Origin of the sequence: Methanothrix sp. (assembly GCF_030055635.1) — an archaeon.
Lineage (GTDB): Archaea > Halobacteriota > Methanosarcinia > Methanotrichales > Methanotrichaceae > Methanothrix_B.
Map to the genome: position 1 here is coordinate 23,004 of NZ_JASFYM010000009.1, position 24,492 is coordinate 47,495.

Annotated in this window: 15 protein-coding genes and 1 tRNA gene; 3 read left to right on the forward strand and 13 right to left on the reverse strand. The window is 54.6% G+C overall.

Features of this window, described 5'->3' with window-relative positions:
- Positions 1 to 51: 51 nt before the first annotated feature.
- Complete coding sequence (gene mutL / locus QFX31_RS05050) at positions 52 to 1,725, reverse strand: DNA mismatch repair endonuclease MutL (RefSeq protein ID WP_348531033.1); 1,674 nt, start codon at positions 1,723 to 1,725, stop codon at positions 52 to 54.
- Entirely contained in the window at positions 1,703 to 4,270 is a 2,568-nt protein-coding gene (gene mutS / locus QFX31_RS05055; protein ID WP_348531034.1) for a DNA mismatch repair protein MutS, read from the reverse strand. The genes mutL and mutS overlap by 23 nt, the downstream gene beginning before the upstream one ends.
- 245 nt (positions 4,271 to 4,515) lie before the next feature.
- On the opposite strand from mutS, the gene QFX31_RS05060 reads away from it, so the two are divergent.
- A complete protein-coding gene (locus QFX31_RS05060; RefSeq protein ID WP_348531035.1) occupies positions 4,516 to 4,995 on the forward strand; it encodes a hypothetical protein in 480 nt (159 codons plus the stop codon).
- Positions 4,996 to 5,167: 172 nt separating this feature from the next.
- Here QFX31_RS05060 and QFX31_RS05065 read toward each other — a convergent pair whose 3' ends face one another.
- Together QFX31_RS05065 and QFX31_RS05070 are read right to left on the reverse strand one after the other, a co-directional pair.
- Positions 5,168 to 7,012, reverse strand: a complete 1,845-nt coding sequence (locus QFX31_RS05065; RefSeq protein ID WP_348531036.1) for a citrate/2-methylcitrate synthase — start codon at positions 7,010 to 7,012, stop codon at positions 5,168 to 5,170.
- A 3-nt stretch (positions 7,013 to 7,015) separates the two neighbouring features.
- Complete coding sequence (locus tag QFX31_RS05070; RefSeq protein ID WP_348531037.1) at positions 7,016 to 8,272, reverse strand: ATP citrate lyase citrate-binding domain-containing protein; 1,257 nt, start codon at positions 8,270 to 8,272, stop codon at positions 7,016 to 7,018.
- Positions 8,273 to 8,446: 174 nt separating this feature from the next.
- Between QFX31_RS05070 and QFX31_RS05075 the strand changes: the two genes are divergently transcribed.
- Entirely contained in the window at positions 8,447 to 9,361 is a 915-nt protein-coding gene (locus QFX31_RS05075; RefSeq protein WP_348531038.1) for a methyltransferase, read from the forward strand.
- Here QFX31_RS05075 and QFX31_RS05080 read toward each other — a convergent pair.
- The 8 genes from QFX31_RS05080 to QFX31_RS05115 all read right to left on the reverse strand — a co-directional run bounded on the left by QFX31_RS05080 (position 9,362) and on the right by QFX31_RS05115 (position 20,907).
- Positions 9,362 to 9,436 (reverse strand) — tRNA-Pro (locus tag QFX31_RS05080).
- Positions 9,437 to 9,765: 329 nt separating this feature from the next.
- Positions 9,766 to 10,254: a tetratricopeptide repeat protein gene (locus QFX31_RS05085; RefSeq protein WP_348531039.1), complete on the reverse strand. Its 489-nt coding sequence runs from the start codon at positions 10,252 to 10,254 to the stop codon at positions 9,766 to 9,768.
- A gap of 33 nt (positions 10,255 to 10,287) precedes the next feature.
- A complete protein-coding gene (locus QFX31_RS05090; protein ID WP_348531040.1) occupies positions 10,288 to 11,076 on the reverse strand; it encodes a DUF166 domain-containing protein in 789 nt (262 codons plus the stop codon).
- Between the two features lie 136 nt (positions 11,077 to 11,212).
- A complete protein-coding gene (locus QFX31_RS05095; RefSeq protein ID WP_348531041.1) occupies positions 11,213 to 14,521 on the reverse strand; it encodes a Swt1 family HEPN domain-containing protein in 3,309 nt (1,102 codons plus the stop codon).
- 368 nt (positions 14,522 to 14,889) lie between these two features.
- Positions 14,890 to 15,630, reverse strand: coding sequence for a DUF3800 domain-containing protein (locus tag QFX31_RS05100; RefSeq protein WP_348531042.1), 741 nt, complete (start codon positions 15,628 to 15,630; stop codon positions 14,890 to 14,892).
- 36 nt (positions 15,631 to 15,666) lie between these two features.
- Positions 15,667 to 18,486 carry a DUF1156 domain-containing protein gene (locus tag QFX31_RS05105; RefSeq protein WP_348531043.1) on the reverse strand — a complete coding sequence of 940 codons (2,820 nt, stop codon included), beginning with the start codon at positions 18,484 to 18,486 and terminating at the stop codon, positions 15,667 to 15,669.
- Between the two features lie 406 nt (positions 18,487 to 18,892).
- Complete coding sequence (locus QFX31_RS05110) at positions 18,893 to 20,437, reverse strand: AMP phosphorylase (protein WP_348531044.1); 1,545 nt, start codon at positions 20,435 to 20,437, stop codon at positions 18,893 to 18,895.
- Between the two features lie 260 nt (positions 20,438 to 20,697).
- Positions 20,698 to 20,907 carry a hypothetical protein gene (locus tag QFX31_RS05115; RefSeq protein WP_348531045.1) on the reverse strand — a complete coding sequence of 70 codons (210 nt, stop codon included), beginning with the start codon at positions 20,905 to 20,907 and terminating at the stop codon, positions 20,698 to 20,700.
- 442 nt (positions 20,908 to 21,349) lie between these two features.
- On the opposite strand from QFX31_RS05115, the gene QFX31_RS05120 reads away from it, so the two are divergent.
- Complete coding sequence (locus QFX31_RS05120) at positions 21,350 to 23,014, forward strand: Na/Pi symporter (RefSeq protein ID WP_348531046.1); 1,665 nt, start codon at positions 21,350 to 21,352, stop codon at positions 23,012 to 23,014.
- A 12-nt stretch (positions 23,015 to 23,026) separates the two neighbouring features.
- Here QFX31_RS05120 and QFX31_RS05125 read toward each other — a convergent pair whose 3' ends face one another.
- On the reverse strand, positions 23,027 to 24,337 hold the full coding sequence (locus tag QFX31_RS05125; protein ID WP_348531047.1) for a sodium-dependent transporter: 1,311 nt from the start codon (positions 24,335 to 24,337) through the stop codon (positions 23,027 to 23,029).
- Between the last annotated feature and the right edge of the window lie 155 nt (positions 24,338 to 24,492).

Consider the following 24,492-nt stretch of genomic DNA (forward strand, 5'->3'; position numbering starts at 1 on the left):
CAGAACCCTCGAGATTTCCATGAGATATCTCCCGAAAAGCCCTCTCACCGATCATCTCCTCCCGAACATCCTCTCCAGGCTCTCAGATGATATCCGAACAACAACAGGCCTTCCATGCGGGCATGTCCTGGGGTTGTCGCATGCGAAGAGGTCTGTGAGAAGCCTGAGCATCGCACCCTCGCTCAGCTTCTCTCCTGATTTTATGGAGCCCCTGCAGGCCAGAAGCTTCAGAGCCTCGTCCCTGAAAGAGGTCTTGCACGCCCTTCCGAGCTGAAGAATATCTCTGAGAACAGCACGAACCGACTCCGGGCTCTCAAGGCCCACAGCTGCGGGCACGGCCCTGACGCTGTACGCCCTTCCTCCGAAGTGATCGATCTCGAAGCCGATCTCCCTGAGCTTCGCGGAGAACGAATCGAGGAGTGCTGCCTCCCCAGGGGAGAGTTCCACCGTGACCGGCTGGATCAGCTCCTGAGAGATGCTCTCGCTCTCGCATTTCTCGAGAAGATGCTCGTATCTGATTCGCTCTGCTGCAGCATGCTGGTCCACGAGCATTATTCCATCATCATACTCCACAACGATGTAGAGATCGAGAGCCTGGCCCAGGATTCTGATGAGAGGCTCTGAGATTCTCTGCTCGGCCTGCACCTCCAGGGGGAGCGTCTCCTGGATCTGGGGCTTTGGGATCAAGAGCTGCGGTTCTGTTATCCGCGCTGGCGGGGCGGCAGCGGGTATCGCGGAGGACCTCAGAGCGCTGAGCGCTGCATCCCTCACAGCATCATAGATCTCGCCCTCCCTGAGGAACCTGACCTCCCTCTTCGCTGGATGGACGTTCACATCCACCAGAGATGGTTCGATCTCGATCGATATCACAGCAACATAGCTTCTGCCCGACCGCAGAAAGCCCCTGTACGCATCCCTCAGCGCCTGAATGAGAGCTCTCGAGTACACCGGCCGGCTGTTCACATAAACCAGGATGGACTCGGAGTCCTGGCGTGAGGCATCTGGAGAGGATATCATGCCGCGGAGCTCGAACCCCTCTCCTTTCGCTGTTATGGGTATCATGCCCTTAACAGTCCCGAGCCCGAATGCTCTGATCAGAGCATCATCCCATGTCTCCGATGCGTTCGATCTGAAGAGCGATCTCCTGCCGGAGGAGATCTCAAATGATACTCTGTGGTGTATTATGGCCATCTGCGTAACAGTCTCTGCGATCCTCGCGAGCTCCTGTGAGGGGGAGGAGAGATGCTTGAGCCTCGCAGGGATGTTCTCGAAAAGCCCCCTCACCTCTATGCTTGTCCCGTAAGGGCATCCATCATCTCTTATCTCAGCAACCCTGCCGTTCTCCAGTCGAAGATACGTGCCCATCCCAGAGCTTCTGGTTCTCGTCTGCACCTCAACGCATCTTGATACGCTGGCTATAGCAGACAGCGCCTCACCGCGGAACCCAAGGGTTTTAAGCCTGAAGAGATCATCTGCTCTTGAAATTTTGCTTGTGGCATGCCTCTGGAATGCGAGCGGCAGATCATCACGCTCGATCCCGCAGCCGTCATCGACGACCTTTATGAGTGATATGCCACCGTCTCTGACCTCGACGAAGATCCGCGTGGCTCCAGCGTCTATCGAGTTCTCGATCAGCTCCTTGACGACAGATGCCGGCCGCTCTATCACCTCCCCCGCAGCTATCCTGCTCACGGTCTCTTCATCAAGTATGTGTATCCTGGGCATCCCTACAGCCGAGCCTTCTTCTGTATTCCACAAGCATGTTAAGGGCCTGAAGCGGTGTTATCTTCTCAGGCTCGAGGTTCTTTATCTCCTCGAGTATGGAGCTATCCTGCGTCTCGGGCTGATTGAAGAATATGAGCTGGGTGTACCTCTTAGATCTCCTGGATTTGCACTTGCTGATCTCTATGGCTGCCTGCCCCTCTATGATATCGAGAAGCTCCTCCGCTCTCCTTATCACCTGCTCCGGTACTCCGGCGAGCCTGGCGACATGTATGCCGTAGCTCTTGTTTGTCGCGCCGGGCACAACTGTTCTCAGAAACGTTATCGATCTCCCCTCCTCCTTCACAGCCATGCTGTAGTTAACTATTCCGGGGAGGTTTAGCTGTGTGAGCTGGTGGTAGTGCGTCGCGAAGATAGTCTTTGCCCTTATTCTGGAGTGTATGTACTCAGACACAGCCCATGCGATGCTGAGGCCGTCGAATGTGCTCGTTCCCCTCCCGATCTCGTCGAGCAGAATAAGGCTGTTTTTTGTAGCTGAGACCAGTATGTTCGCAAGCTCGCTCATCTCCACCATGAATGTGGATCTCCCCGAGACGAGATCGTCCCTCGCTCCGACCCTTGTGAAGATCCTGTCGACGAGCCCTATCTTCGCATATGATGCAGGAACGAACGAGCCGATCTGAGTCATTATGACTATCAGAGCGACCTGGCGCATAAATGTCGACTTTCCGGCCATGTTCGGGCCGGTCAGTATCATGAACCAGCTGCTCTCATCCATTGTGAGGTCGTTCGGGACGAAGCTGCCCTTCATCACCCTGTCGAGGACAGGATGCCTTGAGTCGCGCAATATTATCTCCCTGCCAGCATCGACCAGGGGCCTGACCATCGCTCCCCGGAGGGCGGTCTTCGTCAGGCCAAGAACCGTGTCCAGTTCCCCTGCAGCTGCTGCAACCTCCTGCACAGATCTGGTCCTGGATGCGACCTGCCGCCGCAGATCCAGGAAGAGCTCGTACTCGAGCGCTGATGACCTCTCCTGGGCTGAGAGCACCCTGCTCTCCATCTCCTTCAGCTCCTGGGTCACGAATCGCTCCGCATTTGAGAGAGTCTGCTTTCTTATGTAGTCGCCTGGCACCATCGAGAGGTTCGGCTTCGTGACCTCTATGTAATAACCGAAGACGTTGTTGTATCCGACCTTAAGAGACTTTATCCCGGTCCTCCTCCTCTCCGAGGATTCGAGCTCCGCGATCCAGCTCCTCCCGCTTCTGAGCGCTCTGCGCAGCTCGTCCAGCTCGGGGCTGTAGCCATCCCTTATCACTCCACCATCCCTGGGCGAGGATGGGGGATCATCCGAGAGCGCCCTTTCGAGCATCTCCACAAGATCATCAAGCTCTTTCACATCAAGCCTCTTTCTGATATCAGCAAGATACTCTGACTCCAGACCGCTCATCGCCCGTGCGATCTCCGGGATCCGGCGGAGCGATGATCGCAGCGCCACGAGATCCTTTGGCCCTGCGCTTCCAAGCGAGACGCGCCCGATGATCCTCTCCAGGTCGCTGAGACCCTCGAGAAGCTCCGAGATCTCCTCTCTGATCAGAGCTTTTCTCACCATCTCCTCAACCGCATCCTGTCTTCTCCGAATCACCTCCAGAGACATCGACGGCATCTGGAGCCATCTCGCCAGCGTCCTGGACCCCATCGGCGTTACTGTTTCGTCCAGGACCTCCATCAGCGTGCCGCTTCTGGACCCGTCCCTGAGGTTCCTGAATATCTCCAGGTTTCTGAGCGTGATATCATCGAGAAGCATGTACTCAGAGGAGGATATCATCCGGATCGGCTTGATGTGGTCAACCGAGTGAATCCTGGTCTCCCGCAGGTAGGAGAGTATCGCGCAGGCAGCGCGGGCGCACAGTGGGCTTTTCTCTGGCAGATCTCCAAGAAGCCCACCATCCCCGGCCATCACATTCAATGAAAAGATCTCCCCATCAATGCACTGCACACGCATGCCATCCAGAGATACACCGGGCGGAGCCAGGCACTCAGCCGGAGAGAACCTGGCCAGCTCAGATCTCAGCCGCTCCACTGGAACCTCAGATGCCATGAAATCGCCTGTCGATAGATCGAGAAGCACCAGCCCTGCGAGCCCGTTCTCCGGAAGAATGGCTGCCAGGTAGTTGTTGCTCTTCTCCTGGAGCAGCGCTGGCTCTATCACAGTCCCGGGGGTGACTATCCTGGTGATCTCCCTCCTCACGATCCCCTTCGCCTGCTTCGGATCCTCGACCTGCTCGCATATCGCCACCTTGTGGCCTGCGTTAACGAGCCGTGAGAGGTAAACGTCCAGCGAGTGATATGGTATGCCCGCGAGCGGGATCCTGTTCCCCTCGTCGTCCCTCTGCCTCGACGTTAGAGTTATGTTCAGCGTTCTTGATGCCGTAACCGCATCCTCGCCGAACGTCTCATAAAAATCGCCCATTCTGAAGAGGAGAAGGGCATCTGGGCACTGCTCCTTTATCCTGAAGTACTGCTCCATGAGCGGCGAGAGCCTTGCCATCAATCACATGTAGACCGCCTCTTAAATATGACTTTCGAATGCCTGAGAGAGAGCAGCGTCCAGAGATGCTGTAACCTTCTCTGTTGCAGGCTGTTCGAGCGGGTCTGCATAACCTGGCGATGGATCCACTGAATAGTTCTGCTGGAATCGATTGACCCCAATAGGACTCTGAAATCGCAGAAAGTATAAGATCAATTAGTAACAATATCACAGCTATGCGGATGCGCTTGCTTTTATGTGCTGCGGTGCTACTCCTGTGCTTCAGCACGCAGGTTCTGACGGAAGATGCTGGCCTTTACGATGGCATTTTTACAGGTATTGCAACCGGAGATAGAGGCACCAGCGCACTGCTCACACTGAACCTCACCCAGAACGGCAGTGCGGTCAAGGGGATTGCGACTATCCTTCCCGGCATAAAGGTCGACACAGGAGGCCTGATATGCCCTGGCCTGGTTGACGTTCCCGCAGGCACAGTGCCTGTAAAGGGCAATGTATCCACCAGAAACCCGCGTGTGCTCATCGCGGCTTCTGCTATCCAGACACAGGGCATGAGCATTGTGGCAGATGTTCTGGCAGAGATATCCACAGATGGCAATTCCATGAGGATTCAGATAAGGCTCAAGACCCCATGGCCCTGCCGGAACCCGACGATCCGGGCGGATCTGACCAGGATGCGAGGTGGATCTACACAGACTCAAGTCTCCACCAGCAATCGAATGCGATGAATGGCTCAAGGGGCACGGAAGAGGGTGCTATTGAGTTGATAGACTCAATGATCCATGAATGCAGCGCATCTGTTCAGAACCATGCGACCTATCTACATCCTATGCAAATTTTGAGGTGAGTTCATAGAGCAGCACATCTGCTCTGCAGAAAATCCCATAAAAATGCCAGAGCCTAATGCTCTGGCAGCATGAATGCTATGTCCTCAGATGGATGGCGGTACAGCCTTGCGCCAAGGCGCTTCTGATCCAGGATGTGCCCTATGATCCCGATCGTCCTGCCCAGCGCGAAGAGCCCGTTGAGGTATCCGTACTTCAGCACATCGTCTATATCCTGCTGCGTGAAGACCGGACACGATGCCATCAGGTCCAGGAAGAGTATGCCTATGCACCCATCGACGTTCAGGATCAGATTGCCCTTCTTGGCCGTTGTGATCGCCTCGACCTGGAGCGCGTAGTTGAGGAGATCCGTCCTGGCGAAGTGCCGCTTTGCGTAATCGATCAGCAGCTGCACCCTCTTATCAGGGTTCTTGACGCTCTTGATCCTGTGACCGATGCCCGGGATGTTCACGCCCTTTCTCTTCATCTCATTCACGAACTGCTCGGGGGTGAGACCGGAGTCGTATGCCCTCTTGAACTCCCTCGCCGCATCATCTATCGCCCCTCCGAACCTCGGGCCGATCGTGAGCAGTCCGCTTGCCAGTGAGGAGATGAGATCCTTGCCGGCGCAGGATGCGACGATCGCGTTGTGCGCCGCGGAGACGGATGGCCCGTGATCTGCGACTATCTGGAGAACAAGCTCTATGAAGCGGGCAGCATAATCGGGGAGCACCTTCTTGAACCAGAGCAGGCCGATCACCCCGCCGATCCCCATGTTCCGCTCAAGCACATCGCTCAGAGGTATCCCTGCGTATAGCACCTCCTCGCCGCGGTCATCCGAGATCGTGCATATGAACGTTGTGGGCCTTCTTATCATGCCAGTTGAGAGGGCCTTGCTGTAATCCACAGGTATGCTCGGAACCTGCGGCTCTACCACCTCTCTGACCTTTCCCTCGGCCAGGAGCCTCTCGTACACCTTTCTTATCTCATCTCCATATCCATCGAAGGACTCTGGGACGTGTGCCCCTGCCTCCTTAAGCGCGCGGTTCTTCTCCTGCGCGGTCTCCCTCGCTGTATCCGCCTTCGCACCCGCATGCCCGAACTGGACGCTCGCAGGCAGAAAGGGCGCGCATGTTCCCGTGACCCAGGCAACAAGCGGCTTTGTTATCCTCCCCTCATTCAGAGCATCGACGATCCTGTACTCGTCCTCCCCGCCGAGCTCGCCCAGGCAGGCGATCATCGCTATATCCGGATTCGCCTCATACCTGAGTATGTGATCGAGCATGCTGGAGCCAGGGTACCTGTCGCCGCCTATGGCTATGCCCTCGTAGACGCCATTCGAGTTCCTGGAGATGATGTTGAAAGCCTCGTTGAGCATGCCGCCTGACTTTGAGACGAACCCAACACATCCAGGCCTGTAGAGCCTGCATGCGACGATGTTCTCTATCGTTCCCGCGGTGTTGCCTATCCTGAAGGCGCCAGCAGCCAGGCCACCAACAGTTGCAGGCCCTATTATCACCTTGCCTGCTCTTCTCGCAGTCGCCCCGATTATCCTGGCGTGCCTCTCAGGCACTCCCTCAGCTATGATGGCAACAGTTCTTATTGTCCTCTCCCTTAAAGCCTCCATTGTTGTATCGAACGCGGATCTGTGTGAGGCGAAGTTCACCATCACATCAGCATCTGGATGCTTCTCGGCAGCCTCCGCGATCGTCCTGTACATCGGAAGTAGGATCTCCTTCGTCCCCCAGAACGCCTTGTGTATTCCGGATCTGCTGGGGTTTATTATGGCCGCGATGCTGGGAGTCTCCCTCTGGCATACGTAATCGAAATCGAGCATCCTCTGGATCGCGTTCACCTGGTAACCGTAAACGAAAGCCTTCGTGTTCCTGTCGAAGAGAATGTAATCAGGCCTCGAGCTCATAGCTCACTCCCCCCTCAGTGCCATTGGCACTATCCTGGTCATGTGCGTCTCAGGGCCGTAGACCTCTATTGGTATTCCGAGCTCCCTGCCGAGCTCCCGCATCATCCTCAGCCCCTCCTCGTAGTTCGGCCCACCTCTGCGCACGTATATCCTGACGTTGTTCTCCCTGAGCCTGTCCCTGTACTCCCTCAGGGCCATGACAACGCCCTTGAAGGTGCTCGCGACGTCCGTGAAGTTCGCTATCGCGCCGCCGATGAGCAGCACCTTCCCCCTCGGATCTTTCTCCCTGGTCATGAGATCGAGTATCGTCTTTGTGTAATGGTAGGTATCCTCAGTGCTCGGATCGCCGCTGTACTCGCCGTAGTTCGCCAGCTCTCCGGCGAAGCCGAGATCGCATATCGTATCGGTGTATATCACGCTGGCTCCGCCGCCTGCGACCATCGTCCACACCCTTCCCTTCGGATTCAGTATCGTGAGCTTCAGCGATGCGCCTGTCTTCGCATCTATCTCCTTTATGAAGAGCTCCTCAGGTGTCAGGCTCCTCCCGAATGGCTCCGGGAATACGAGATCTCCCCACTTCTTCCTGCACCAGAACTCCTCGGCATCGTCCAGCTTCGCGACCATATCGAGCGGTATTATCTTCCCGTCGACGATCGTGAAGGGGTTGATCTCCAGGTAGGCGAAACCGAGGTCTACGTAGAACCTGAAGAGGGCCTCGATGAATCTTGCCACTCTCTCTGCATCCGGAGAGGCCGGGAGTTTGGATTTTATATCAACTGCATCGATGCCATCCAGAATATCAACGTGCATCTGAACGACCCTGTCCCAGTTCTCCTCCACGCAGACGCCTCCCTGTGTGGAGAAGTAGATGGTATCCCCGTCGCGATCCGAGCTTATGGCCACATAGAGCTCATTCTCATGAGGCACATACGGCTCAACCAGGAAGTGATCCAGGACGCCCCTGACACCGCCTATCGTCACCTCTCTCTTCATGTTCTTGCTCAGGTACTCCCTGACATCATCCCAGGAGGCGTTAAGCAGGACAAGCCCGTGGACGCCTCTTTTTCCGAAGAGCTGATCAGGCTTCACCACAAGCCTCTTCTCGAGAATCCAGGGATTCTCGGAGACCGTGCGTTCCAGATCGGTCTCCGGCCCGATCAGGGCAACCTCTCCTCTGTAGTCAAAATCATCGAGGTATTCTGGGAGGAACCTGGCAAGCAGCCTCTTAGCATCAAACTCCCTAATGCCTCTCTGCGCCATCTTACAACCACCTTCTGCGGGCCTAAGCGCTCTGTATTTACAAATCTTCTGGTCTGGCGCCAGGAAAGTGTTACATATCTGCGCAGACCAGCTCTCACCATGGACTGTCCATCATGTGGAGGACGATGCGTAAGACCAGCGGCTCATGTTCTGAATTCCATCGATTATATTTACATGGCGTGTCGGGAATGCAAAAATGAGCCGCATATTGACAAGAAGGCCCCACGGAGATCCCTCGAGATAGGAGGGCTGGAGAGGTGCGAGCACTGCGGGAAAGCACCGCTGGATCTGGTCATGCTCGAGGCGATGGATCTCCTCGTCGAGGAGGGGCTTCGCGACGATCGCGAGCCGCTCCGCAGCGTCGGCTCGCCGATGATAGAGATTGGCTATCCCCTGCCATATCCACCGCGCCTCGGCGATTCTCAGCTCATACTGCTGATGGAGAGGGTGAACAGAAGTGCTGCCTCCAGGCTCATCGAGATACCGGAGGTAAAGGGCGTGATAAGACGCAGCAGACAGATACCTGGCGTTGTTGATAAAAAAGGGCACACATGGGAGCTGCTCTCAGGCTGCGATATGCGCTGTGACATCATCCAGAGCATCTACGGGGATCTTGTGATATACAAAAACCAGTCGAAGATACACATAGAGTTTCCCAGGGAGAGCTACCCTAAGATACGGATTCTGGAGAATCTAAGGATCGCGGGAAGAAGCGTGATCGACGGTCTCTGCGGGCCTGGAACCCTCGGGCTTGTCTGTGTACTTGCCGGCGCGAAAAAGGTCGTGATGAACGACATATGGCTGCCGGCGATCGAGAACGTGCTCATAAACCTGGAGGCCAACAGGGACATCCTGGGCATAGATAGCATAGAGCTCTTCGATCGTGGAGATGAGCAGGTTGGAGGCAGTCCCAGGCTGGTCGGGCGCGCAAGGGGCGCATGCGAGATAGAGGTATACCATGGGGATATACGAAAGCTCTTCTCAGCTGTGAGCCCCCAGGATATATGCATACTGGATCACTTTCCTGGCGCACCGCTGGACGAGATCAGGAGAGCATGCAGCTCCTGCGATGAAATTGTGGTAATATGATGGGACAGCGCGGATTCGAACCGCGGTCCAAGCGTCCCAAACGCTCGAGGATGGACCAGGCTACCCTACTGTCCCGCAGAAGGGCAACGCAGTATGAATCAAACCATGGATATATAGCTAATCCTGAAGTGACTGCAGGGCGATGAGCAGAGGCTCCTGAAGACCAGATGAGGGAGGCTGCCCGGATCTGAACGAATCGCGGGTCATGTACTCAAATCACTGAATGGAAACTCAGGAACCGGCATTCTCAGGCACAAGAGATCACAAACCTGCGGTGTCACATGCTCCTCGGTTCGATGATCTGAGTACACGACCGAATCGCGGAGGTGCCGGATCTCATGACGGAGACCGCCCCGATTCTCAGATAATGCAGGGGCGCGGTCACATTTGACGCATCTTAGATCTCACCTGCACCTTCTTGCCGCGCTCTCGAGGGTCTTTGCCGTGATCATCGCAGCCCGCGCCTCCCTTGCTCTGCCGAGCGCTGCCATGGCGTGGCTCTTGTTGTACCATGCGCCTATGAAGTAAGCATCGATCTCGAGGGCCTTGTCGAAGCAGGCGAGCGCCTCCTGGTATCTCCTCATCGATCCGAGGGCCATGCCCTTGTTGTTCCAGGCAAACGCATGTTTTGGATCGAGCCTGAGCGCCTCGTCGTAGCTCTTCAGAGCGTCCTCATACCTTCCCATGTACGAGAGAGCGATCCCGCGGTTGTTCCAGGCGTCCACGATTGTTGGATCATGCTCTATAGCGCGATCGTATGCCTCCAAGGCTTTCTCATATCTTCCCGAGTTGAAGTAAGAGTTGCCCCTCTCGAGCCATCTCCTGGCATCCGCAGCGCCTGCTTCGCTCACGAGCGTCACTGCGAGAGGCCGGGCAAATGATGGAAATATCATGATTTTACATATCCACAGGATATTACAAAAACCTTACCCGGGCGCGGCTCTCCTGATCGCCTCCTCGACCTTATCCCTTATGATGTACCCTGCCCTGTGCAGCACGGTATCTCCGATCTCAGGATCACGGTCCATGCTCGCAGTGCATGGATATGCATGGTGTGCCTCTGAGATCCTCTCGTGCAGGTGAGGATCATCCTTCTCCACGCCGATCAGCCGCTTGGCCACAAACCACGTCGATCCGCATGGGGCTGATCTGATGACACTGACCGCGGCGATCACATCCTTCCCCTCCCTCCCCTTCCGGAGCACCATCTCCAGCTCAGGCTCGCCGATCATCGCTCTACTGAGAAAAGCTGCTATGTTCGGCTTTGCAGGATCGGGTTTCATGGCACAGAATGGCTTGGAGAACGCGGCCTCCATACCCAGCTCCTCCGCAGCCCTGGTCACCTGCATTCTGAGCCCCAGAGGCATATCCTTCGGGCTCTCTGAGCATCCGATTATTCCTTTGATCCCCGCATCCCTCATTCTTGGGAGCATTCCGAAGAGTATGTCGGGATGTACATTTATGACGATCGCGATATCCGCCTCTGGAACCCGGGGAAGCAGCGGCTCAACGTCGTCTATGAAATCTCCAAGAGTCGATGGATCGGGCATCTCAACCGCCGCCACGATGTCCTCAGCTCCGCTGTACTTTCCGCTCCTGCACTGCGTGCACGCCTCACCGCATGATATGCAGAATCCGGGGTAGTTGAGAAGATTGCCGACGACCCTCTCGCCGAACTCACCGTTGTAGTAGAACACAACCCTCAAGAAAGTCACATCCTCCACGTAATTTGCACAGGTCGCTATGTAACAGTTTCGAGCTGTATACGATGAGAACCCGTGCAGCCGGAGAATGCTTCCATGACAGATTCGCAGAGCTTCGTCGGAGAGGCTCGCCTGGTCCGGCTCTGAACTACTCAGGCTCGAAGCCGTGGTTCCTGAACTGCAGGGCTCTGCTGTTCTCGCTCACGATCCGCACGACGTTCTCCGGGAAGCCCTCTGCGGATCTGGCCTGGATCTCAAGCGTCACCTGCACATCAGATCCATTCAGGAGGTGCACAATCACCTCCTCTGCGATGCGGGCTGCGTCGCGGCCCACGCGCTCCGGGTCCAGATCCACAGCCGCGTAGAAGCGGCGCGGAGGTTTTTTGATGGTTTGGGTCTCTGTGGGCACATCCCCTCTGGTCCTCACAACAGTTCTGCCCGCCTCATACGCAGATGCTCCAATACTTGATGACGCAGATGCTGCGGCGGCCTGGGCATCGCCTGTGATCTGACGGATCGCAGCCTCATTTCTGACGAGAATGCAGCTGCTCTCTGGCGTGATCCTCACCGCCTGGCAGTACCTGAGGCCCTGGTAGCGGCCGTTCTCGTAGCCATCAGCGAGTGCGAAAGTCTCGGTCTCCCAGGAGATAAGCGAGATCCCCTCAGCGACTGCCTCGGCAAGCACCTCAGGAGAGCGAAGGCGGGGGAGGTAGATGTAGCTCGAGAAGTCCTCGACGAGCTGCCTCACGGATACGTGATCACCCCTCCACAGAGGGATCTCGTCGAGGTACCTGCGCAGCACTGCTGGTGCGAGCTTTTCTGTGAGCATCCCCTCATGCTTGAGCTTCCTGATCGCTCTTGTGATTATATCCTCGCTTCCTGTGAGCCGGAACTGCTTCCACTCCACAGGCGCAGATGGGCTGCTCTGCTCCGGTACGAGGAGCCACTGATATGTCTCAGGAACGCGCGCAGCTACAGCTCTCTCTGCATCCTCCATCTGCGCCCTTGCCTGTCTTGTCTGATGCGGATCGAGGTTCAGCTCCTCCCTCTCATCGAGAATGGATCTCCACGCTAGGTATCTTCTGAGAGCATCCTCGAGATCGCTGAGGCGCATGCTGTCAGCTGCGAGAAACACGAGGGTGTTGCGATACATGCGCGGCGCGCTCCCCCGTCTCTCCAGGATCTCTCCCGCAGCCTTCATCGCAGGATTATCCGCGTCCCTGGTGTATGGCAGATCAGGGGGAAGAACAACCAGCCTTGCATCAAGATCATCGGGGATATCCGAGCTAGAGCGCGGCAGCATGTGAACGCGTATCTCACTCCTCCTAACCTCCGACCGGAGCCTCTGCTCTAGCTCCTGAATCACACTGTCACGATCGCGCTTCAGCATCTCGGCCCTGTCCTCGGCAAGCTTTGTTACAGTTGGCTGGGTTGAGTACCAGTAGCGTGATCCATCCTGGTAGAGGTATGTAGCCGTGGCCGCGAGCCGCCTGAGGGCATCACCGAATATCGCGGGAGGCTCGCCAGGCATCACGCAGCCGAGCTTGATCCTGCGATCCTCGATGCCCCGATGCGCTGCTGCTGCCATAGGCGCAGAGCCGAGATAGACCGTGCGGGCGACACGTCTGGTGGCATGCAGCTTGCCGAGGTTCGGGTTCTCGGAGTCGAGCCTTCTTGGAAGAGAGTCCGGGCCGTCGACGTCCTTCTCGATTATGGGCATCCAGTTGTCAGGGAGGTAGCGGGTTAGCTCGAACCTCACCCTGTCATCGTCTATTGGCACAGACGCGGGGAGAATCAGAGGGTTCCTGTCGCCGTCCCTCCAGAGGCAGTGGATCACAGCCGCCATCAGCCTGAGAACACCTCTGGTCCTCTGGAAGTTCGCAAGAGATGACCAGTCGGAGTAGAGCCGATCGAAGAGCTCCGGATGTATCGGGTAGGCAGCCCTGATCCTCCGCTCGTAATCTGCCTCTGCGCATTCTGATGGGAACTCATCCCGCTGGCTGCGGTAGAGATCTGCAAATGCCCTGGCGATGACATCCCTCTGCTTGAACTGGTCTGGATCCGTGAACGGCTGGAAAAGCCTCCGCCTGACGATCTCAAAGCTCTCCTCTGCGGTTGCTGGCCGCCAAGGCGATTCAATCCTGCCGATCACCTTTCTCAGACGTTCAAGGGCCTCACGCCCCCTGATCCCGCCGACCTCTGTGTCGTCAGCACCGGACGCATCCGATGCGGGGAGCGACACGACTAGGAGCGCGCGATCCGCGAGCTTTGCGGACTCTGTCAGGTTCTGAGCGAATGTGAACTGGGTCTCGAAGCTGCCCGCGGGCAGATCACCGAGATCGTGGAGCTGTCTGGCGTATGCGACCCACTCGTCTATCAGGATGAGGCAGGGACCATGCTCTTTTAGGAGCTGTCTCATGACGTCTCCGGGATTAGTCGCGCGCTCGTCATCGCTCCGGACGCGCTCGAACGCCTCGCGGCCTCCGAGCTGCCATGCGATCTCCCCCCACAGGGTGCAGATGCGCGTGCCGTCTGGCTTGACCGATGGATTCCCTGGAGAGATCCGGTTTCCGACGAGCACAACCCGCTTCACCTTCGGCACAGAGCTCACTCCAGCAGCCTTCATGACCTCCTCTATGCCGGGGAGATCTGATGGAGGGGTGCCTGAGAAGAGGTGATAGAGAGCGAGCATCGAGTGTGTCTTGCCACCACCAAAGCTCGTCTGGAGCTGGACCACAGGCTCACCGCCCATGCCGCTCAGGCGCTTCAGGGCGTTGACCAGGAGCCACTTAAGGCTCTCTGTGAGGTAAGTCCGCCTGAAGAACTCGACCGGATCCCTGTACTCATCGTTCCCCTCGCCGAGATAGACCTGCCATAGGTCGGCTGCGAACTCGGCCTGCTGGAACCTGCCCGCTGCGACGTCAGGATGTGGTGTGATGACCTCGCGCCAGGGCTTAAGGCCTCCGGTGGCAGCTGCTTCTATGAGAGAGCCCCCTGCCTTTCGCTTCTCGTTCCTGACCTGCTCATCGAATCTCAGGCGCAGGAGCTCCAGCTTCATGCGCTCCAGATCCTCTGCATGGGGAGCAGATACAGCTCGCAGGAGTCGCGCTGCAGAATCGATAGCCCTGTATGTGTCGTCGCTGGAGAATGTGTGCTGATGCGCCCATCTGTTCCTCCAGTCGCGCAGCTCTGAGACCAGGCTTCTCTCAGAGAATCCGAGGGTGTGCTTGAAGCACTCGTTCCAGGTCTCCCACATCAGCTTGAGAAGACCTGCCGCGTCCCACTGGGAGATGTGTCTGTCGGCGAGCTTCTCCTCCTCAGAGAAGCTCTGGAGGCGCTCCATGGTTATGGCGCCTGACTTGAGGGCCTCCTTGATCTCACGCTCAACGAAAGGCGCAAGCCCCTGGCGCAGAAGCTCAAGCGCCTTGCCGACACGCTCATGGTTTGTGATGGACATCTTACCACATTCCTGTTCATCCGCGAATCCGAGGCGGTTATGTCGATAGTGCAGGACCGTACACGTCGCGGGGCGGAATCTCTGCCATTTTGTCAGCCTTAAAGAAAATAAATTTGTCGGATGTGGGGAAACTGTGCCTGGGAGGGATAAAAATGCTCTTTATGGGAAAGACCCAAAGATCCGGGTATATGTAAAGAGGTAACACATGGGTGACATCGAAGAGGGATTTATTTGGGCCACCCAGGAAACAATTAAATATCATCAAGGAGACTGCTGTAATGGATAGGTAAGTCCTTGGGAAACCATGTCTATCTGGGAATACCCATTTAGACGAGAGGGGCTCGTTCCTGATCGGGAATACCAAGGGTCTATCCGTTCTGCTGTTTTTGCCAGAATATCCTTTCTTTATATTTTGATCCAAACCGCTCCACGTAGAAGCGGTCATTATGAGCATATTTACAACTGGCCGCCCCTGCCACTATATCTGCAGCCCATATACCAGGCTCTATGTGTGAACTCATCTCCTGCAGGCATGGTAATTTTCCCTGATAAACTTTAAGCTCCATCGATTCGAGGTATCGCTCTTTGTTGCTGACGTAATCTTTGAACTCTTCGGTTTGAGCTGGAGAGAGCCGACCGCGGTCATATACAACAGATGGAGGATATCGTGCGTTTACACCACGCATTACATTTATTAACAGCGTTTGAGCAAACACGAAGTTTCCAAGGCGTTCAGAAGTCCAAGAGTTGTATGCCTGCCTTTTATCCAAAACCGCTGCAAACACCATTTTTGCATCTTTCTTTATAATATCAATAGCTTTTTGGCGTACATCGGGAAGGTTACTCACGTATTTATTGACTTCCTCTTCGCTGTAGTCGAGCTGCTGCAACATCTTTGTCGTTGGAAGATAAAATTTCAGCTCTGTTATATCGCGTGGATATTTCTTGCTATCATGCACCTTTTTCAGCAGCCTTTTTAAATCCTTTCGTAACTGTGATGGATTGGTGCAGTGGACGAAGCCTACTGTGTAGTAAGGGTGCTCCCCTATGGAGGCTTCAGATAAACCAAGGTCTCCAGATTCATCTGCAAAAATGACCTCCCCGTCCACCGCATGGTATCTCCTGTGCCTCCATGACATCTCTTCTCATCCCAGCGTCCTCTGTGCGGGTTTGACGAGCCTGATCAGCTCAGGCCAGCTCTGGACGAGGGCGTTGTAGCGGATAGCATCCTGCGAGCGCCTCCTGCGGTCGCAGATCATGTAGAGCCTGTAGGCGAGGTCGCGCGCGGAGTCCGCGTTCGGGCCGAGCTTCGAGAGGAGATCAGAGGCTGCGGTCTCGCCACCGGATTCGAGCAGCCTGATCAGGTGATGGGTCATCTCCCAGACTGTGAGGCGCTTGTCCACTGTAGGATCATAATCAGATGGCAGCTCCTCTGGCTTCAGCAGCCTGACCCTGCCGCGCTTCGACTCGATTATTCCGGCATCCACCATGCCGTCGACGCTGGTGTTCTTCGCCTTCGAGAGCGTCTCGGCATCCCCGAACGCGCCGGATTCGAAGCCGTGCTGTTCGAACCACGCGAGCGCCCAGCGTGTATCGGCATCGAAATCACCCTCCTGCTCCGCCAGGACCTCGTCGAGAGTTGCGTTGATCAGCCTCAGCGCCTCGCCGACGCTGACCCTCTCCCCTGAGGCCTCCACCACCTCAGAGTACCTGCTGTAAACCGCCATTCCAGGGCCGATGGCAGCCTGCTGCAGATCCACAGGCGCTATGCCTCCCTCCCGCATCACTCTGAGCGCATGGGGGAGCTCCCGTCTCAGCGCCGCGATGAGCTCCCTGCGGGTGGCCACTCCTGCGCCGGCAGGCCTGGGTCTGCATACGAGGACTATGCTCGACGCCAGCACGTTCGCCTCCCTCGCGTTCGTCCTGTTCCCGAGCTCTGTCCTCATAGGCCAGGTTCCGGTGATCATGAACCCTGCATTTATAACGGCCTCCAGGAACGTCTCCCAGCCGGTCCTCGCCCCGTTCCCTGTATTCTCGGACTGCTTGTAAGCGTAGTATACCGTCACCGGAAACTCAGGATGCGCCTGCTCGGCGATCCTCCTCAGGGACTGGGACATCCCCTCCAGGAAGAAGCGCTCAGCCTCCTCCCTGGATCTGTGCCTGTAGGGAACAACGACCATCTCCTCATTTTTGGGGGCTGAGAGCGTTGCGAAGAGCTCAGGGTATATGTCTCTGAGGGTTCTCCTGAGCCAGACGTAGAAGTAATCGGAGAGATCCGCGTATCCGATGTTGTCGTGGTACGGCGGATCTGTGGAGACGATTCTGTTTCTGCTTAACGACTGCGATCTGGCATCGGAGATCAGAGATGAGCCCTCAGGACCCCGCCGCACCGCACGCAGGACCTCCACGACATTGCTGAGCATCGAGCTGAAGGATCCGCTCGATCCGGAGAGGGGATTTGCCTCGGCGTAATCCCACGTCATCGGGATCGCCTGGCGTGTGAAGGTGTTGCGAATGTTGTCTCTGCCTGAATGCCAGCCGCATATCGTCGATGAGTAATCTGCGCACTTGTCCAGAGCGAGTGCGAGGTAGACGCCGATCGCCTCGGCGTAGGCCCTGGCGCCTCTCCCGCCTTTCGCCAGCACATCGCCCTCGGGGATCCCCGCTTCTCTCGCGTCCCGATGCACCCTCTCGATCGTCTCCTTTATGATATCAGAGAATGTCGTGAGCGCCACGAGCTGGCGCGGGGAGAAGAGATCGCCGAAGGTGGTGAGACCGTAGAGAGGCGTTCTGAAGTCCCTTGTATCACTAGAGATGGATACATCCGGCTTCCATGTCGGGATAGCGCTTCTTGCGATCTCCTCATGCTCTTTTATCGCTGGGAGGTAGACTCTACCACCCGGGCCGTCTGCAACTATCGCAATCAGACGTGCGCCCATGCGCCCGTTTATTCCTTCGGACCGTATGTATTCGAGAGATATCGGGATACCCGAGAAAATACATAGAAAGCCTGAGTTTTTCCCGCCTGATTTAGTACCCTGCTTCGCCCATTCCGGCATCTCCTCAGCGCCTGCGTGCACCCTGAACCAGTACTCCCTCCCATCGATCACGGGCTCGAGGTATGCGTGCTTCCTCGTTGAGAGAACGTAGGATGATATGAGCGGCACCTCGATATCTGCGAACGCCGGGTTCGGGCTTCTCACCGTTCTTGCCCAGATCCACGCGATCACGGTGAGCTCTTCTCCCACAAGATCTCTGAGATCATCCCTCTCAGAGGCCATCTCCTCTGTGATCCTTATCTTCGGATAGAGATGACCGATCCTCCGCTCCGCCTCCCTGAGGAGCTCGTTCCCGTAGAAGGGAACATCCTCTGCGAGACCGTGGGTACCATCAGAACCGATCCTGCGGTTCGCTGCCGGGTTCACAGGACCGATTCCAGAAAGCTGCGCTGGGATCTCGATGAGAGCTTTGTTTATGAGAACTGCCACCGGGTTCAGATCACTTGCACATGCCCTGAGCCCGAGGCGCTGAGCCTCAAGCGGTATCGAGCCGCCTCCAGCGAATGGATCGTGGAACCCGGGGAGCCTGCCCGGGTCGTAGAGCTCCTTATCGTTGCTGCCAGCGCATGCCCTCCTCCAGGATTTCCAGATCTCATCCCTCGCACCGGTGAGAATTGTTTCATCGTTCGAGCTCTCCCATCGCACGAGGTTCCTGATTATCGAGAAGAGACGATCACGCTCCCGCTTCTGATCCTCCTCTGTCAGAAAGAGCTCAGGCCAGGCAGATGGATCGTCGACCATCTGGGCGAAGAGCACAGCCCTGGATGCGGCCAGCGGCCTCCTCGCCCACCAGAGATGGAGCGTGCTCGGATGTCCGTGCCGGATGGATTTCTCGCGCGATGCCTCTCTGTTTATGACATCGAGAGGCAGGGCGACCTCGATGAGCTTTTTTCGATAGGATGTCACTTTCCCCTCCAGCGTATAGCTTGCAAAATCCTTATTTCCATCTTTCCCATGCTCTATGGTCGTTGCTTGTAGATTCCTGAAAAGTATTCTTCGTCAAACCCGCAAAGGTGCTGCAACGAAAGAGCTTGCGCGGGACATGAGGGTGTCAAAAAGGAGGGTGTAGATTTGGCAGTCCCATTAGATGTGTTTATTTTGAGCAATGCTGGTATGGAAATCGATACCAATGGACCGGTTAACAAATTTCCGGCGCCCCACAGCGTGGTTGATGGCTAATTGTTTTCGCGCTTATCCACACGTCTTAGGTAGAGTACCTATTCGCGCCAGTCGCGTTTATTCTCATAAATCATTTTATAAATATTATATTTTTATATTTTGGATGGTTGCCTGATACATCACCATTGGAACATTACCTATCTAGTGCAAAGGTTCTCTCCGTAACAGGCCTCTCCTTGACCTCATGAATCAGCATCTCAATTCTATTTCCGATGCCCATGATTCTGAAATTCTCTAGCTTGTCCAGGGCATGTTGAAGATTGGCGCTTCTCTCTGCATAGATGGTGAACAGTGATTCACCTTCATCCACGATATCCCCGAGCTTCTTATGAAGGAGGATTCCGGCGCCGGAGTCCTTCGGACATCCGGCAAACCTTGCCAGATCGGCGACCAATGCATTGTTGATCCATAGCACAATCCCAGACCTATCGGATTGAAGTGTGAACTGATGGCTGCCAAGGGCAATATCTTCAGGATTTATCCGTGGGTCTCCTCCTTGCGCCTCAATTATCTCCCTCATCTTCATCTCGGCCTTTCCGGATCTTAGGGCCTCTGCTGCATGCTCGCGTCCGTTTTCTTTTCCAGCCATCTCCAGGATCATCCCAGCGACAGCGATTGCCTTTTCAACCACGTCCGAAGCACTTCCTCGGTTCATAAGAGCTTCCAATGCCTCCTTTGCCTCTAAAGAGGGACCTATAGCGTAGCCCACCGGCTGCTCGCCATATGTGACAGCACATCGTACCTGCATTCCCATGCGGCTGCCGATCTCCATGAAATCCTTGGCCAATAGATCCGCCTCCCCGATCGTCTTAACCTTAGCGCCCCTCCCGCAAGGGATGTCGACTACCAGGAGGTCCGCACCGACAGACTTTTTCTTGCTCATGATCGAGGGGAGCAGGAGCGGATCGATTGATAGAGGGTACTCTACCTTCACGAATATGTCGTCTGCAGGGGCTAGATGGACAGAGCCTCCCCAGACAATGCAACCGTCTGTTCTCTCCACCACCTCCTGCATCTCTCCCATATCCAGGCTTACGGGCATCAGTACTTCTGCTCGATCTGCAGTCCCGGCTGCAGATGTGATAGCCCTGGAAGAGGTTTTGGGTATCGGGAGCCCGCATGCTGCAATAATCGGGACCACAAGCAGTGTAGTCTTGTCTCCAGGCACACCTCCTATAGAATGCTTATCAACAACCGGTTGTTTGTCCAGCTTCAGCATGTTGCCGGTCTTCACCATGGCACGCGAGAGGTTTGTAGCCTCGTCAAGATCCAGGCCGAAGCAATGCAACGCGGTCACGAAGGCGGCTATCTCCACATCGCTCAGCTTTCCCCCAATCGTATCCTCAACGATATTCAGGATCTCGTCATATACCAGCTTTCGTCCCATCAGCTTGTTCCTGATAAATAATAGAGAGGCAGGGAAGGGCGCAACATTTACTTCGACATCGACACCCTCCTCGAGGCCAAGGGCGGCCCAAACTTTCTTGCATACCCCTATGTGACCCGGCTGAACGAGGTCGGTGGATGTGTGAACTATCGCTGTCTGCTCCACCACATCAGTTCGGATCGTGATCCTTGCCAGGCTCATAGCTCCTAGCTGCTCAGCGTCTTGTTCATGCAGTACTGCAACGGCCTTCCCACCCGCGTCTAAACCCAAAAACACCGTTTTTAGAATCATCTCTAGCACTCCGTCTTCCAGCTTCGTCTCCCAGTTTGATGCGCAGTTATTGGGGGATTATGAATTAAGATCTTAGGACATTTGCAGAGGAGAGCTGAGCCGAGTTAAATTTGATTTGCACTTGGAGGTCCCCATTCTCCTCCAGGTAAGAGTGGATCTCCTTCTGCATGAATACGACTTTAGGGATTCTCTTTAAGCTTCACATGAACCTCAACCGCTTTTCTTCCAAGGATCGTGCTTGTACTGCACCCCAATCAACCTTAATGGCTTCTATCAGGCTCGTTGGAAGAGTCCAATCCCTTGTAGATGCCTCTAACTTCCCCCTGGATTTCGACCACATCTGCGAGGCTTCTAAGCATGCTCGTCACCTCATCTGCGGTCATGTAGAACTCCTGCACAAACCCCTCGTCCACTTGTAGGCTTCCTTCCAATCTGCTTGGTCTTCCACTTATCGTTACCATTAAGATCACTGGGATTGATTTTGGATCGACTTGCTGAAAATATTTTCGGTATCCTTTGCATTCTTCAAGACCGGAATTCTCCGGTGCTTTCTGGTAGAGCTGGTCTCAAAACTATTTACGCAGACTTCCATCAGGATCTAGATTTCACATCGGTTTGGTGCTAAGGGCATTGATTACTCACGTGTAATCTCTGTTCGGTTAAAAACGGTACGCATCGCTATTTTGAGACGAGTACTAGTCAAACGGCTACGGTGCATCCAGCAGCTAGCTGTGCGGTTTTAAATTTAAAATAAGTGTTGATTGTTCGTGTATGACTGGGCTTGCTTTCGTTTGAGCATAAGGTTTTTATTGGGAATCCTCATCTGGTAACCGGGTGTAGATACTGAAGCATATAAGCAAAAGGAGATGCGGGCATAATCTTCCCCGAATAGCTTGAGGGATCTGAAATAAGATGATGTTAGATCTGCTTTTCGCCGTTATTCCTGCTGTCATTTTATTCCTTTACGGCATTGAGAATTTCTCTGAAGAAGTTCGACATGTAGCTGGTGAACGCTTCCGATCCGCTCTGCAAAAAGCGACAAGGACACCTCTTCGTGGCGCGCTTGCGGGCGCGGCAGTTACTGCAATGGTCCAATCCAGCACTGCTACAACAATCATCGCTGTGGGGCTCGTAAACTCCGGAGCGATATCATTCTTGGGTTCCCTGGGGATAATTATAGGTGCGAACATTGGCACAACTCTTACTGCACAGCTAGTTGCCCTCAAGCTGACGGCCTTTGCTCCAATATTTATTATCCTTGGGTTTGTGATAAGCATAATTCGTGGACCTTACAGGGCTTTTGGAAAGCCGATATTTTATTTCGGGCTTGTATTCTATAGCCTTAATTTGATTTCGTCAGTGGTTGCACCTCTGCAGGGAGACCCTGGCGTTCTATCTCTTATAGCCACGACAGACAATACCTTAATGGCAGTCGCCATCGGTTTTATTATAACAAACCTGTTCCAGTCTAGCTCGGTCACTGCAGGGCTGGTTGTTGTCCTGGCACAAAGCGGTCTGATCACCACTATACAGGCCGTACCGTTAATACTGGGAGCCAATATCGGCACATCAATCACAGGGCTTATCGTATCCCTGCGCATGAACACAGCGGCGAAGCGTACTGCAGTTGCTCAGTTTCTCTTTAATTTTCTGGGTGTGCTGCTCTTTCTGCCGTTTATAGATGGCTTTTCGCTGCTGATCGAAGAGCTGGGCGGCTCTGCTGCTCAGCAAGTGGCAAATGCCCATCTTATCTTCAACTCCACATGTTCGGTGATATTTCTGCTGGCAATAAAGCCGTTTTCCAGCCTGATCATGTACCTTCTGCCGCAAAAGGACGGAGAGATAGTCTTCGTCACAAAACATATTACACCGGAACTCCCAGCGGACATCTCAGCCGCGACTATTCTGGTGGAAAAAGAGATTGGGCACATGCTCAAAGTCACTGGAGATATCTTTGAGAGCGCTCTGAAGGTCGCAGATGGCAAGATCGACATGTGTTCAAGAGTTGTGCAGCTGAGAGACTACGTCGAGTTTCTGCATTCACAGATCATATCTGCCATCATGTCACTATTAGATCGTCAGATATCTCTTGAAGGTGCCGCTCGTCTCGCTATACTTGCACGAGTTGCCGACCTCTGCGGCCTGATGGCGCAGCAGATGGTATCAATGGCAAAAGTATTCGAGATGATGAAGGATAAGAAAATTGCACTATCACCAGAATCCTACACTGGCATTCAGGACATGGCGGTCCTTTGCAGGGAGAATATAGAATATCTTTTGGCAACATTCCCGGAAATGCCGGAGGATATTGAGAAACAAATGCGCCTAAATGATGAGCGTCTCCGTCAATTGTTGAACTGGAATTATAAGGGATATCTGATCAGGTTGGCTGCCAAGAGTTCTTACAGCAAGATGTTCTCAGAGATACTCTTCTCCTTCGAGAGAATCGGATCCATCATCAGGGAATTGAGAAAGACATCCACAGTGATGGGGCTGCATGCTTCTGCCCTGGATGTGCCTGATCTCATCAACCCGCCCGATCAGGATGATGCGGCCGCCGGCCACGACGAAAAATGATGGCTTCATTGATCACAGGCCAACGAATCTTGAAACTGTAACTATCAGCAAAGCAACCGGTATGGCATATTTTGTGAGTAGAGAGAGAAGCATAAGCCGCCTCTCTGTGAGATGGACCTGGCGGATTAAGATATCGCTATCCGTGTACCACCGGAAGACGACTGCAACAAGAAATGCAGCTACTGGCAGTCCTATCGTTCCAACAGTCTTATCCATCAGGTCTAAGATCTTTGACCCAAGCATATTTAGATCGACTGAGCTGTAGCTCAGACAAGAAGGCAGACCTATCAGCATAATGGTTACTGTCAGGAAAATGCTTGCCTTTGTCCTGTTCATGTTGGTTTCTCTAATAATGGCAGCCACAATCACCTCCATCATCGATATTGCTGAGGTGATAGCTACGGAGAAGAGAAGAGCGAAGAAAGCCGTCGAAAAAGCTCGACCTTGTGGCATCAATTCAAAGCCTTCGGGCAGAGTGGTAAAGGCAAGCTCAGCGCCTGCAGTGGGTTCTAGACCGAAGGTGAAGACTAGAGAAAAGATATAGGCTCCTGCCAGCATGGCGACAGCAAGGTCAGCGATAGTGATGACCAAAGCGGATTGTGGTATGTCGGTTTCATCATCGAGATATGCCCCATATGTGATTAGAATGCCCATGCCGACTGATAGGGAGAAGAAAGCCTGACCCAGAGCAGCGCTCCAAACGCTTGGATGGGCGAGCATGGAGAAATCAGGGCTAAGGAAAAAGTTCATCCCAGGATGAAAACCTGGAAGAGTGATGGAGAAGAATACCAGAATCAGCAGGATGAGAAATGCAAATGGAATCAAAGTGGATACTATCTTCTCAATGCCCGCTCGAACGCCCAGACAAACAATCACGCCAGTTGCCAGCGCTGAGATCAAAAAGTAAGCTACTGGCTGCAACGAGGAGGTGAACGAAGAAAAGGCTATCTTGAGGTCGAGAAGTGAGAAGACCAGATACGCCATAGTCCAGCCGGTGATCACCAGATAGTAGCTCAGGATTAAGAGAAGTGTCGTACATATCATCCAACCCAATATCTTGAACTTTTCGCCAGCACGGCCAAAGCACGAGACCACATCCGCTCTAAAATGCCTTCCTACAGCCATCTCGAGGATCATCAGAGGAACGGCGAACAGAAGAACTGCCAAAAGGTACGGTATTAGGAAAGCTCCTCCTCCATTCTGCCCCACTACCGATGAAAATCGCCAAACATTGCCTATGCCTACGGCTGATCCTATTGCTGCCAATATAAAACCCGTTCTCGAAGACCACCTCTCCATGTTTGCTCTTTTGATTATTCTCAAGGGCTTTATGTTGTCATCTCTTACTATTTAGAATGTGATGCCGCAGATATTCGATGACGCGACTCTCTGGCCGAGATTCTGGCTTTATGCTTGGCCTCTTGCATTCGTTGCGCAACTTGTTGTTATCGCCCAACTATCTGGGAGGTAGAGCTGAC

What these genes read in the sequence shown, in the direction of transcription:
- mutL (WP_348531033.1), bottom strand. Translation starts at nt 1,725, where the DNA reads ATGCCCAGGATACACATACTTGATGAAGAGACCGTGAGCAGGATAGCT.
- QFX31_RS05120 (WP_348531046.1), top strand. Translation starts at nt 21,350, where the DNA reads ATGATGTTAGATCTGCTTTTCGCCGTTATTCCTGCTGTCATTTTATTC.
- QFX31_RS05070 (WP_348531037.1), bottom strand. Translation starts at nt 8,272, where the DNA reads ATGGCGCAGAGAGGCATTAGGGAGTTTGATGCTAAGAGGCTGCTTGCC.
- QFX31_RS05075 (WP_348531038.1), top strand. Translation starts at nt 8,447, where the DNA reads ATGGCGTGTCGGGAATGCAAAAATGAGCCGCATATTGACAAGAAGGCC.
- mutS (WP_348531034.1), bottom strand. Translation starts at nt 4,270, where the DNA reads ATGGCAAGGCTCTCGCCGCTCATGGAGCAGTACTTCAGGATAAAGGAG.
- QFX31_RS05095 (WP_348531041.1), bottom strand. Translation starts at nt 14,521, where the DNA reads ATGTCCATCACAAACCATGAGCGTGTCGGCAAGGCGCTTGAGCTTCTG.
- QFX31_RS05110 (WP_348531044.1), bottom strand. Translation starts at nt 20,437, where the DNA reads ATGATTCTAAAAACGGTGTTTTTGGGTTTAGACGCGGGTGGGAAGGCC.
- QFX31_RS05085 (WP_348531039.1), bottom strand. Translation starts at nt 10,254, where the DNA reads ATGATATTTCCATCATTTGCCCGGCCTCTCGCAGTGACGCTCGTGAGC.
- QFX31_RS05065 (WP_348531036.1), bottom strand. Translation starts at nt 7,012, where the DNA reads ATGAGCTCGAGGCCTGATTACATTCTCTTCGACAGGAACACGAAGGCT.